Here is a 12,417-nt window from a genome sequence, read left to right on the forward strand (position 1 = left end):
TTATTTAACTGGTTTTATTATCAACTAATTTTATTCCCAACCGGTTATGGTTAGGTAGACTGTCTCCTTGTTTTCAAAAGTATATATTCTGTTATTATAGCCACTCCCCTGGAAACGGTTATCCCCCTCATTTTCTCTACCGGAGGTATCCTCCCAGGTACCCGGGGTTTTAAACTTAAAAATAAGGGCTGCCCCGGCCGGTTGTTCCAGGGTGATTTCATATTTGCCATCTGATCTCTTCTTAAGTTTGAATTTATCATCAACCTGCCAGTTACTCAACTTTGAAGCCAGGTATATATCTTCATCTGTCCTGGCTTTATCAGTTAGCTCAACGATAAAGGTTACAACAGGGTTTTTGGTGCTTAAATCCTGACCGGTTATTTTCAAAGAGGCGGCTGTTGTTTTTAATATCAGGGAGCCATAGGGTGGTAATGTAATCCCCTGATGGGCCTTAATGGTTTTTCCTGAAAGTAAATCCCGGGCTCTGTTAGAAATGGTTATCCCCCGTTCTTTATTGGATAAATTATGGATAACATACAGGTTATAATCTACTTCAGAATCGGTTACCTTATAGCCATACATCCGGTTCGGGGTAACCATCTTCTGATAGTTTCCGGTAAAAAACTGAGGGTGTTCCTTCCTGATGTGGATTAATTTCTTATAATGTTCATAAACACTCCCACTTTTACCCCGTTCTTCTTCCAGGGATATTCCGTCATGGGGTTTGGTAAACCTCATGGAGTGGTAGAAACCACCTTTAGACATAGTGGTCATTCCCGGTCCCTTACTATCTTTATACCAGTCAAAGGGTTCCCTGATATTGTCATCGGGCTTGGCCCCCAGCTGTCCCAGTTCTTCACCATAATAGATGAAGGGGGTTCCGGGCAGAGTAAACAGAACGGATGCCGCCAGTTTCATCTTTGCCCGGTTCCGCAATACCTCAATACCGACCCGGTTCTGGTCATGGTTTCTCAGAAAAATGGCATCAATATACTGGTCAGAATACTGGCTATATACTCCGTGTATCTCCTTTACCTCCTCCAGAATATCGACCGGGACCCCGTTAACCATTCTCAGAATTTCATCGGCCAGGGCAAAATTAAAAGAGGCATCTAAATCCCGGAAAAACTCTCCTACCGTATGGGTGTCTGTCCAGTTCTCTCCAACAAGAAAGGCTTCGGGATTAATCCCCTTGACAAAGGTATTAAACTCCTGCCACCACTGATGGGTTATTGTAAGGTCTTTATCAATATGTAAGGCTGCATCGAGGCGGAAACCGTCAACACCATCGGAAAAATCTCCATCTCCATTGGGGTCCAGCCAGAATTTCGCTATTTTTTTAGCTTCAGCCCTGACCTCAGGGTTGCGGTAGTTAAGGTCAGGCATACCACTCCAGAAGAGGCCATAATAATAACCCCCGTCCGGGGATCTGTGCCAGACCGGCTGGCCCCAGGGGCCCAGTTCTTTAACCTGTTCCTCATTTTCAGCCCAGACATAATAATCACGGTATTTACTGTCTCTGGTGTTTACAGCCTCACGGAACCAGTAGTGGTTGACCGAGGTGTGGTTTAAAACCAGGTCCATGATTACCTTAAGACCATTGGCATGGGCCTCCTGTAAAAACTCCCGGAATTCTTCCAGGGTTCCGTAATCAGGTTCTGTATTATAGTAATCAACAACATCATACCCGTGGTAACTTTGAGAATCATTAACCGGCATCAACCAGAGGGTATCAACCCCCAGTTCTTTAAAGTATGGTATCTTTTCCTTTAATCCCACAAAATCCCCGATTCCATCTCCATTTCCATCATAAAAACTCCTGACAAAGACTTCATAAAATACTGCCTTACGGGCCCATTCAGCCGGTTCCCAGTCTAAAGCTGTGGTTTCCCCGGCTATAGCTTCCGACCCTGTGTAAAGGTTTAATCCTGTAAAGACAACTAAGGATATAACCAAAAAGACCAGTAACCTTCTTTTATGTAAATTAGCTAACATTAATACTCCCCCTATGTAGTTAAATATTTAAATAAGCAGATTTCATAATAAAACTTTATATTTTACACGACCAGAATAATCACTTATAATAGAACCTGATATATGTATACCTTATAATAAACCTATTATACCCGTCTAATTTTAAACCGTAATTCCCGTCAACACCCCTTAAATGCTTGTAGATATGCCCAGGACCTTCTTTACAGACTGCATTCTTTATAGTCTCCAGGTAACATGTGTTAACTTTAGTAAAACGTTTGCATTCTAATTATTATTATACCAACCGGTTAATACTGGAGTCAAACAATTCTTAAAGTTTAAACAGATTAATACCCCGGTTTTCACCGGGGTATGTAAAAAACTATTAAAATTATTAATAATGATTGATCCTTTTTATAGCTTAAAAAGCCTAAGTGGTGTTTAGAAAGGATAGCTTAATTCAACACCAACTACACTGTTATAAAAATCACTATAGAAGAGGGCCTGGTCTGAAGCCAGGGTAAATAACCCTTTGAGTTCCATGGTCAGATTACTACCCAGCTGGTTCTGATAACGGGGCATCAGAGCCAGACCACCATCGTTGAGGCAGTAGGCAGTCATTAAACCCGCTTCAGAGAATTGATTGATACCATAACTGGCATTACCGAATAACAGGGTTAATTCTTCATCGGCATTCGAAATATTAAGGGGCATTTCATGGAGCATATCACTGACCCTCTGTTTTTTAACCCTCAGGACTTCCCCCTGAAGGTACACGCGATTATTATTATTTCTTAAAAAACTATAATCACAGCCGGCCAGATAGGCCAGGTCAGATTCTCCATTATCATCACTGTAATAACCGAAGGCCCCGTAAATTCCCAGGGGATCAAGGTCTCCTTTAACAGTGACCCCAAAACGTCGGTCTATAATTGTATCAAAAGTATCCTTATACTGATCCTGAACATAATTGGCTGAAACATCAAAATTATTGTTGATAAGGGTCCTGCCCCTCAGTCCAAATTTTACCCGGTCAGAATCAAAGGATGTACCCGGGAAAGAAGATACCAGTGAGATATTGGAATTCCAGTTTAAGGGGATAAAGGCCTCAATACCATCTACATATTTTGCACTCCCCTCTTCATTCATGGCCTCAGCACCGAGGCTGTAATCAACCGGATTTACCAGGGAGCCGAAGGACCAGGACACAGGCTGGCGGCCGATGGTTAAATCCATCTCCTTAAAGCGGTGTTTCAGGTATAATTTTTTAAAGCCAGGACCTCCAGGAACCGTGAAATCAGCCTCAATCCTGGCCTCCGTATTCCCGGTTTCAGGGACGAATATCTCAAGTTTTAACTGTTCATATAAATCATAATAAAACCCGCTGTTCTCTACAGAAGTTGCTGTAAAACCGGTTTTAACCTCCCCTCCGAATTTAACTTCAGCGGCAACCGGTAGTGAAAGCAAAAACACACTGATTATAATCGGTACTAAGTACTTAAAACTTCTTTTCATCTTTTTTTCCCTCCTTTTTTCTGTTATAGCTCCAGAAAGTTCCATGAATAAACCACCTTAAAATACACAAATTAACTGCCTTGAAAATAAATAACTTCCTGGAATTAATTATTATTCCTTACCTATAAATATTATCCATAGAATTTGAATTACCTTCCCCCAGAAACTGAAAACTTTAACCACATAAGGTATCTACATAATTAAAATATATATCTGGCCAAAACAAAAAATCAACTATCTAAAATTGTTATATAGAAATTTCAGGGAAACATAAAAAAACGGGAATAACAGCACCTTAATATTTTTTGGAGTGTCATATTCCTGAAATCAGTAGCATATCTCTTGTTATATAGATATCTCTTATTATAATCACCAGACCCCGGCTGAAACCGGGGCCTGGTTAACAATTTTTACTCAGGAATTATTTTGAATAATTAATTTGGCAAAACATTATACAAAGTCCTCAGTTTAAATTTTGCAGAGTAAAGGTGTTTTCCGGTATTTCGGGATTAAAATTAATTGATTTAACCCTGAAGATGGTCCGTGAGTTTTTTATTAGTTTATCTTCAGTAATATACTCAGTCGGATAGTACCGCCCCTCAATCTCTTCAACCTTATCAACCTTCATAACCTTTAATAACCGGCCACTCCGGGCATATAGCTCTTCCTTAAGGCCAATAAAACGCTCTTTATCTATCCAGGCTACCCTCCTGTAATAGGAAACCTCGGCCCCTTCCCGGGCTATACCTTCCATTACATAACAGGGGCGCCCCTGATATTCCTCTTCTCTCAATATTTTAAAATCATAAAGTTCGGTTAATTTGTCTGATTCCATAATATCCTTATAGGAGAGATCACTCCCCATAATACCCTGTTCCAGCATATGGCCCGATATCTTTACAATGTCCTCGGCGTCGGGGAAGAACATAAAGAGGTTGTCATCCCTCTTCAAAAATTTAGTCCCCCTGTCGAGGGGATTAATAAACTCCACCAGGGCATTTTTCCCATCTGTTATTGAGACCATGGTTTTAATAATCTTCCTGTTACCTTTAATAATTATCATTTCAGACTCAATTTTAGCTGACCGGACATATTCATTATCATCCCGCCTGTTTATAATCTCTTCAGGTGTTATGGCTATAGACAGGCTAGAAAACACAACAGTCATTGTCATTATCAGTAATAGTATTCTAGTAGTTTTATTAAACATTTCCTTTACCCCCTTAAAATTAAATTTTTCTTCTCTCACCGGTGTACTATATTTCACGCAGGGCTTCAGTTGGCTTAAGACGGGCTGCCCTCCTGGCCGGAATAAGGCACGCCAGGGAAGTAACTACAACACCCAGGACAAAGGCAAATATCATATTGTCAAAAGAGAAGACGGGATAGATTACCGGACGCATCAAAATATCTTCTCCCATTCCTTCCAGGGCTTTGGTGTAATCAATTCCTGTCACCGCCACCACTCTGGTAATTAAACCACCCAGTAAAGCCCCGATAAAACTACCGACCACACCCATAACTCCACCTTCAAGAACGAAAAGCTGCAGTATCTGCCTTTTCCCCAGTCCCAGGGCAGACATCATTCCAATCTCCCGGGTTCTCTCCTTAACAATCATAATCATTGAATTAATAACCACAAAACTCGCTAAAACTACCAGGAAAACATAAATCACATTATAAATGTTTTCAGCCATTTTCATCAACCTGATCATACCACTGGAATCATCCCAGGCCCGGATGGCATAATTGTTCAGTCCACCCTGCCTCTCAAAGACTTTCCTGATACCGGGGAGATATTCACCTGCCCTGTTTAAATCCGGAGTCACCAGCAGTAGTTCAGTAGCCTGGTCCGGCATATAAAGGGCCTTTTGAGCCACATCAAGGGGAACCATAAAAACAGTCTCATTCAAAAGTTTTAATCCACTTTCAATCCGCCCTACAATTTTAAAGGTAGTGGCCTGAAATGAATTAAATGATGTGGTATATAAAACCGTAACCTTTTCCCCCACTCCTTTATCCAGTTTGGCCAGAAGCTCAGAACCAAGCACAATCTCTTTCATGCCCCGTCGGGGAAACCTGCCTTCAACCAGTAGTTCATCAATATCAGTAAACTCCTTTTCCTTCTCCGGATCAACACCCCAGCCCATCATCTTAATAAGTTCATCATCAGTACTGACAACTGCCCCAAATTTAAGCCGGGGCAAAGCCATATTTATACCTTCCAGTTCTTCCAGTCTGGCCACCATCGAGGATATGCCTTCCCCCTCAAAACCATCAACCGGATAGGCCAGTGATAATAACCTCTCTTTTTTTAAGTATTCCTGTTTAACAATTCTAATATGGCCACTGTCATAATATATATAATCAGAATAAATCGATCCTATAAAACCAGAAATCAAACCCCGGGCAAAAACAACCACCGCAACCGAGAAGACAATAGCAGCAATGGAAACAGCCGTCCTCAGTTTTTGCCGGTAAAGGTTTTTATAGGCCAGTTTTGCCAGATATTTCACTTCAACTCACCCCCTAACGGTGATAGATAGCCTTAACCGGATCCTTTCGGGCGGCCCATCGTGCTGGAAAAATACTGACCAGCAGGGATACAATAACACTATAACTAAAAACAAAGATGAAGGAACCGGGATTAAAGCCCCCGTATATCCGTCCCAGGACAGGGATACCCATGGAACTGATGGCATCTTCCCCTCCCAGGGAAAATATATCCACTCCATAAAAAACTAAATAGGCAACGACCGCTCCACCCACAAGGCATCCAATGATACCTCCAATAAGGCTGACTCCAACAGCTTCCATAACAAAAACGATAACTATCTCCCACTGTTTCAGTCCAAGGGCCTTCATCATCCCGATTTCTTCCATTCTTTCCAGGGCAGCCAGGACAACGAAATTGATTATTCCTATAGCTGCTATTAACAGAATAATACCTAATATCATCTGGGTTTCAACCCTCTCGGCTTTGTTCAGGGCTACAATGTACTCGGCCGACTTACGCCAGGAGAAGGCCCTTAAAGAAGATCCGGCTTCTTGCAAATCATCTGATAACAACCTCGCTGTCTCGACGGCTCTTATCCTGTCTTCTACCCTGATAATTATCTGACTGACCATGCCCCTGACATTTAAAGCCTGCCGGGCTATTTCAAGGGGAACAAAAACAATATTTTCATTGATACTGGGGTTGGGTGAATCAACCAGACCAGATATCTGAACATCTATTGTATTAAAGGTTCCTTCTTTACTTTTAATTACCAGAGTTATATAGTCCCCTGTTTTTAAATCCATCAACTTGGCCAGGGTTTTACCCATGACCGCGGTGGACTTATTTCCTGTCAAAAATTCACCCTCAACAAGATACTCCCCTGCCCTTAAAACCTGTGAATAACTTTGAGGATCGATTCCCTGGGCCACTACCGGTATCTCTTCAATACCGTTATTCAGGGTAGCACTGAAGGTCAACACCGGGGTCAAACCCTTTAAACCATCTACCTTTTGGAGAAAAGTTAATAATTCCCTGTCAGGCCTGATTAAATTTTTAAGGGGCAGGTCCTCCCTCTCCTCCCAGTAATTTTGATTAACAATCTGAATGTGGCCTGACTCAAAATCGATAACATTTTCAAAAGATTTATCTACCATCCCTATAAGGAGGGAATCGGTCATCAGGTAAATAACCACTGCCAGGGCAATTACAGCTGCTGTAATCAGGGTTCTTTTCCGGTGGCGGGTCAGGTTCTTAAAAGCCAGTTTAACCAGAAACATCCTGGCCTTTCCTCCTTTCATCCCTGGTAACCCGACCATCCCTGATTTCAATTAGCCTCCGGGCATAATTCATAACCCGGGGGTCATGGGTGGAAAAAATAAAAGTAGTCTTGAATTTTTCATTCATCTTAAGCATTACCTTCAGGACATCTTCACTGGTCTGAGAATCAAGGTTAGCTGTTGGCTCGTCGGCCAGGACCAGTTTGGGATGTTTAACCAGAGCCCTGGCAATAGCTACCCGCTGTTTCTGTCCCCCCGAAAGCTCATTGGGTTTTCGATCTTCCAGACCTTTAAGGCCTACGGCCTCCAGAATATCCAGGACCTTATTCCTTATTTTTTCTTTATTACCTTCCACTAAACGGAGGGCAAACTCAACATTTTCATAGGCACTCAAGACCGGAATTAAATTATAGCTTTGAAAAATAAAACCGATATTAAACCGTCTGAGCATGGCCAGTTCTTTCTCCGAAAGATTACTAAGTGTATCCCCATTGAAATACACCTGCCCTTCAGTAGGCCTGTCCAGGCAGCCTATCATATTTAAAAGAGTGGTTTTACCTGACCCTGATGGGCCAAAAATAGTGGTAAATTCACCCTCTTCAACTTTAAGGTCAACCCCTCTTAAAGCAGGTACCTCTACCTTACCCTGCTGATAAATTTTCTTGATGCCGTTAAGTTCCAGTAATGACATAACCATTCCTCCTTACTTTAATTAAAAGGTCTAAAATTATATTTCCCGTAAGGCTTCCGTCGGTTTCATGCGAGCTGCCCTCCTGGCTGGAATAAGACAACCCATGGTAACAACCAGTACTCCCAGAAAGAAAGCAAAAACAGTATTTCCAACTGAGGAAACTGGATAAATAATTGAATTAAAAACTATCTCCGGGCTGAAACCTGCTGTCGCTGAGGAAAAATTAAGGCCGGTCCTGGCAAAATAGTCAGTTATAACTGAGCCCAGAATAGCCCCGATCAGACTGCCGATGGTTCCTATTATACCGCCCTCAATCAGGAAGAGCTTTAAGATACCTCTGCTCTCCAGTCCCATAGCTGACATCATACCTATTTCCCTGGTCCTCTCTTTAACAATCATAATCATGGTATTGATAACCACAATACTGGCCAGTAATACCAGAAAAATGTAAACCTGGTTATAAATCAGTTTAGCCAGCTCCATATAGGGTAAAAGGTCACTGGTTTCCTTATACCCCAGGGCCACATATCTATTTTCTTCTCCCCGTTCTGCCAGAACCTTTTTCACTTCGGGAAGGATCTGGTCAACCAGCTTTTTATCAGAACTTACCAGTAACAATTCTGTCGCCTGTCCCTCCATATATAAAAGGCGCTGGGCCTGGTCAAGGGGCAAAAAAAAGGCAACTTCATTGAGCAGCTTAATACCGGTCTCCAGCCGTCCGACTATTCTAAAAGTAACTCCTCTTAGGGAGTTGAAGGATGTTTTGAAAACAATCGTTACTTTATCACCAACCTGACGGTTTATTTTATTCAACAACCCACTTCCCATCACCACTTCGAGGCGACCCGGTTTAATCATCCGTCCCTCTACCAGGTAATCTTCAATACTGGTAAAGGCTATCTCCTGTTCTGGATTAACCCCCCAGCCATTCATGGTTATCAACTCTTTGTCGGTGCTTACCATGGCCCCAAACTTCAGTCTGGGAATAACCATCTCCACCCTGTCTATATTTTTCAAATCAGAAGCCATTTCCTCCACTCCCTGACCTTTAAAGCCATCTACCGGATAATTAAGGGGAAGGAGACGCTCCTGCTGGAGATAATCCCGGTTCACTATCTTAATATGTCCTGAATTATATTGAATATGATCAGCAGAAATACTATCAATTAACCCTACAATATACCCCCGGGCAAAAACAACAATCATTACCGAAAAGGCAATGGCCACTATGGAAACGAGAGTTCTTAGCCTGTGCCTGAATAAATTTTTGAAGGCAATTTTAAAAAGATACGACATTTTACACCCCCCTAACGATGATAAATCGCCTTAATTGGGTCCTTGGCTGCCGCCCAGTAAGCTGGAAGAATACTCGATAATAGGGAAACAACAATCCCGAAGGCAAAAACCATTATAAAGGACGAAGGATTCCAGATCCCATAAACCTTACCCAGGATCGGTATACCGAATGAAGTCATATCCATGTTGGTCATTATTGAAAAATCTATCCCGTAGGAGTTTAAAAACCAGACACCAATTGCTCCCATAAGGATACCGACTGAGCCTCCGAGGATTCCTATGCCGGTTGATTCCGCAACAAACACAAAGACAATCTCTTTGACCCGTAGACCCATAGCCTTCATCATCCCGATTTCTTCCATTCTTTCCAGGGCCGCCAGGATAACAGTATTGATAATAGCAATGGCAGCAATTATTAAAATAATAGTTAACACCAGCTGGTTACCTGCATTTTTAGCTCCCGCTATGGTAACAGCCTCCAGTTCACTCCAGGGGTAAACCCCCAGTCCAGTCTCGGTTTTCCCCAGTTGCTTTTTCAGTTCCCTGGCAGCCATACTGGCCAGTTCCTTATCTTCCAGCCTTACAATAACCTTGCTCACCCGGTTACCGACACCAAGGGTCTGTTGGGCAATATCAAGGGGAAGGTACACAATATTACGATTAACATTGGGGTTAGCGGTGTGAATCAAACCAGATATTTCTGCTTCGATAGTATTAAAGGTTTCATTTTTATCTTTTACCAGCAGGGTGATATAATCCCCTAACTGTAATTTCATCAATTCAGCAAGCCGCTTCCCCATAACCACTTTGTATTCTCCCCGGGAAAACATCTCCCCTTCGACAAACTTATCTTTAATGGGAAAGACCCGGGTAAATTTATCGGGAATAATCCCCTTTCCCATAACCGGAAGTTCATTAAACCCATTGTTTAGCCGGGCCGGAAAATTAAGTTCCGGTGAGCTGCCATAATACCCCGGTACCTCCTCTATAGAAGTAAAAATCTGGCCTCCACTTATAAGGTTTTCCAGGGGCAGTTCTTCCTCTTCCTCCCAGTATTCCCGGTGGGCAAGTTGAAGATGTCCGGCCTCATAATTAATGATAGTATCATAGGACATTTCGGTCATCCCGCCGATTAATGAATCAAGGAGAAGAAAAAAGAATATGGCAATTGCAATAATACTTGCTGTTATCAGGGTTCGATTCCGGTGGCGCACCAGGTTTTTAAATGCCAGTTTAGCGAGAAACATTTATCCTCCCCCCTCTGATGTTTTACTTTTCTGGAATGGCATATCTCATTCCCCCTTTAACTTACCTTTAACTTAGCCATTAAGAATTAAGCAAATTCCATGAGAATAAATTAACCTCTGACCATAATCATTAAAAAGGCAAACGGCAACTATTTGCTCTTGTTTTTAATTCCATTTTCAATAACATACAGCATTTTATCGATTAAAACCATATCATCCATATCTACCTTGCCATCTTTATAAACAAAGTCTGAAAGAGCCAGGTTTAAGGTAATTAACATATGGGCTACAAGGTCTATATCGACCTCACTATCGATCTCCCCTTTTTTTATCCCGTCCTCCAGGAGAGCCCTGAAAAACCTTGCCGTCCGGGGTCTTTGTTCTCCGATGATTTCAACATAGATTTCACTGTCCTTATTACTGATGAGCTTATTGGCAATAGCCTCCAGCCTGGGGTTTTCCCGGGCATACTTTATTCCCCTGACATACAATTGTCGTAATAACTCAAAGAAATCATACTCATTCTGCTTCTCTAAAACCGGGCCCAGGTATTCAAACTTCCTTTCGGTACCCAGCTCCAGAATATATTTATATAAATCCTTTTTGTCCTTAAAATACTGATAAAAGCTACCACTCGCTATTTTTGCCCTTTTAATTATCCTGGTAACACTGGCTTTATGATAAGGATAAGCGGCAAACTCATCGAGGGCTGCTTCAATGACCCTTTTCTTTTTTTCTTCTGGAAGGTTAAAAAATGTTGAAGTTGGCAATATATTCACCCCCCTCTCATTTAAATTATGTAACTTTTTATACCCCAATATACCCATTATGGTGAACCCGCCTTCATATGAATCTATTTTCATATGAAGCTTTATTCACATTATATACCCTTTTTATATAAATGTCAATTTATTATGGCAGTTATTAATATTTGTTACCTCTATATAATTTATAACTATAGATAATTATTAACTTTATAAAGACTCCCTTGCCTCGATAATCAACTTCTACATATGGTATAATGTTAGATAATAGTAAAAGAAAAAAGGGGGGTCTTGGTGGCTTACAACCATAAAGATATTGATGTTAACAGGCTTAATCTCACCGATATTGATATTTACCAATGTGGTCAAGAAAAATGCAAACCGGGTCATTCTTATGGGCCTGCCGTCAGGGATCATTATTTAATTCACTTCATATATAATGGAAGGGGTATTTTCCAGGTAGGAGAGAATACTTACCATTTAGAGGCAGGACAGGGCTTTTTAATCTGCCCTGATATAGTAACATACTATCAGGCTGACAGGCACAACCCCTGGGAATATGCCTGGATTGGTTTTCATGGGCTTAAAGCTAAAGACTATTTAAACCGGGCCAACCTCAGCCTGGCTAATCCGGTATTCTCTGATACTGATGGTAGTCCCCTCAGGTTTATATTTGAGGAAATGACCGCAGCCCGTAAATTAAAGAGATCACGGGAAATTAAACTGATCGGGCTTATTTATGTTTTTTTATCACACCTGATTGAACTAAATGTATCTGGCTCTACTCCCGATAATAATTCAAAGGAAAATTACATAAAAAAAGCTATAGAATATATTGAGAAAAATTATTCCCGACATATTAAGGTAATTGATATAGCAAATCATGTTGGTCTCGACAGGAGTTATCTATGGTCTATTTTTAATGAGTTTTTAAATACTTCTCCCCAGCAATACCTTATTAATTACAGAATTAATAAGGCTTGTGAGCTAATGAAAAACAGAAATTTAAATTTAAGTATTGGTGATATATCACGATCTGTTGGTTATAAAGACCCTCTAACTTTTTCTAAAACCTTTAAAAAAACAAAGGGGATATCCCCTCTGCATTATCAAAAACAATCATAAAACCATAGTCATATAGACCAAGTGTCAC

Annotated in this window: 10 protein-coding genes; 1 reads left to right on the forward strand and 9 read right to left on the reverse strand. The window is 41.2% G+C overall.

Going from position 1 to position 12,417, the window contains the following annotated elements:
* Window positions 1–30 precede the first annotated feature (30 nt).
* The 9 genes from HORE_RS12020 to HORE_RS12060 all read right to left on the reverse strand — a co-directional run bounded on the left by HORE_RS12020 (window position 31) and on the right by HORE_RS12060 (window position 11,279).
* Window positions 31–1,995 carry an alpha-amylase family glycosyl hydrolase gene (locus tag HORE_RS12020; RefSeq protein ID WP_015924033.1) on the reverse strand — a complete coding sequence of 655 codons (1,965 nt, stop codon included), beginning with the start codon at window positions 1,993–1,995 and terminating at the stop codon, window positions 31–33.
* 420 nt (window positions 1,996–2,415) lie between these two features.
* A complete protein-coding gene (locus HORE_RS12025) occupies window positions 2,416–3,489 on the reverse strand; it encodes a hypothetical protein (RefSeq protein WP_143710077.1) in 1,074 nt (357 codons plus the stop codon).
* Window positions 3,490–3,952: 463 nt separating this feature from the next.
* A complete protein-coding gene (locus tag HORE_RS12030; RefSeq protein ID WP_015924035.1) occupies window positions 3,953–4,699 on the reverse strand; it encodes an outer membrane lipoprotein-sorting protein in 747 nt (248 codons plus the stop codon).
* A 46-nt stretch (window positions 4,700–4,745) separates the two neighbouring features.
* A complete protein-coding gene (locus HORE_RS12035) occupies window positions 4,746–6,005 on the reverse strand; it encodes an ABC transporter permease (protein WP_015924036.1) in 1,260 nt (419 codons plus the stop codon).
* Between the two features lie 13 nt (window positions 6,006–6,018).
* The gene (locus HORE_RS12040; RefSeq protein WP_226984169.1) at window positions 6,019–7,317 is read right to left on the reverse strand and encodes an ABC transporter permease; all 1,299 of its coding nucleotides are present in this window, start codon (window positions 7,315–7,317) and stop codon (window positions 6,019–6,021) included.
* Window positions 7,253–7,957, reverse strand: coding sequence for an ABC transporter ATP-binding protein (locus HORE_RS12045; RefSeq protein WP_015924038.1), 705 nt, complete (start codon window positions 7,955–7,957; stop codon window positions 7,253–7,255). Before HORE_RS12045 ends, HORE_RS12040 begins: the two co-directional genes overlap by 65 nt.
* A 36-nt stretch (window positions 7,958–7,993) precedes the next feature.
* Window positions 7,994–9,253 (reverse strand): ABC transporter permease, encoded by a 1,260-nt coding sequence (locus tag HORE_RS12050; RefSeq protein ID WP_015924039.1) that lies wholly within the window; start codon window positions 9,251–9,253, stop codon window positions 7,994–7,996.
* Between the two features lie 11 nt (window positions 9,254–9,264).
* Complete coding sequence (locus HORE_RS12055; protein ID WP_015924040.1) at window positions 9,265–10,500, reverse strand: ABC transporter permease; 1,236 nt, start codon at window positions 10,498–10,500, stop codon at window positions 9,265–9,267.
* 149 nt (window positions 10,501–10,649) lie between these two features.
* Window positions 10,650–11,279, reverse strand: a complete 630-nt coding sequence (locus tag HORE_RS12060; RefSeq protein WP_427852760.1) for a TetR/AcrR family transcriptional regulator — start codon at window positions 11,277–11,279, stop codon at window positions 10,650–10,652.
* Window positions 11,280–11,558: 279 nt separating this feature from the next.
* Between HORE_RS12060 and HORE_RS12065 the strand changes: the two genes are divergently transcribed.
* On the forward strand, window positions 11,559–12,389 hold the full coding sequence (locus HORE_RS12065) for an AraC family transcriptional regulator (protein WP_015924042.1): 831 nt from the start codon (window positions 11,559–11,561) through the stop codon (window positions 12,387–12,389).
* Window positions 12,390–12,417 lie beyond the last annotated feature (28 nt).

This window comes from Halothermothrix orenii H 168 (assembly GCF_000020485.1).
GTDB lineage: Bacteria > Bacillota > Halanaerobiia > Halanaerobiales > Halothermotrichaceae > Halothermothrix > Halothermothrix orenii.

What these genes read in the sequence shown, in the direction of transcription:
- HORE_RS12020 (WP_015924033.1), bottom strand. Translation starts at nt 1,995, where the DNA reads ATGTTAGCTAATTTACATAAAAGAAGGTTACTGGTCTTTTTGGTTATA.
- HORE_RS12025 (WP_143710077.1), bottom strand. Translation starts at nt 3,489, where the DNA reads ATGAAAAGAAGTTTTAAGTACTTAGTACCGATTATAATCAGTGTGTTT.
- HORE_RS12030 (WP_015924035.1), bottom strand. Translation starts at nt 4,699, where the DNA reads ATGTTTAATAAAACTACTAGAATACTATTACTGATAATGACAATGACT.
- HORE_RS12045 (WP_015924038.1), bottom strand. Translation starts at nt 7,957, where the DNA reads ATGTCATTACTGGAACTTAACGGCATCAAGAAAATTTATCAGCAGGGT.
- HORE_RS12050 (WP_015924039.1), bottom strand. Translation starts at nt 9,253, where the DNA reads ATGTCGTATCTTTTTAAAATTGCCTTCAAAAATTTATTCAGGCACAGG.
- HORE_RS12055 (WP_015924040.1), bottom strand. Translation starts at nt 10,500, where the DNA reads ATGTTTCTCGCTAAACTGGCATTTAAAAACCTGGTGCGCCACCGGAAT.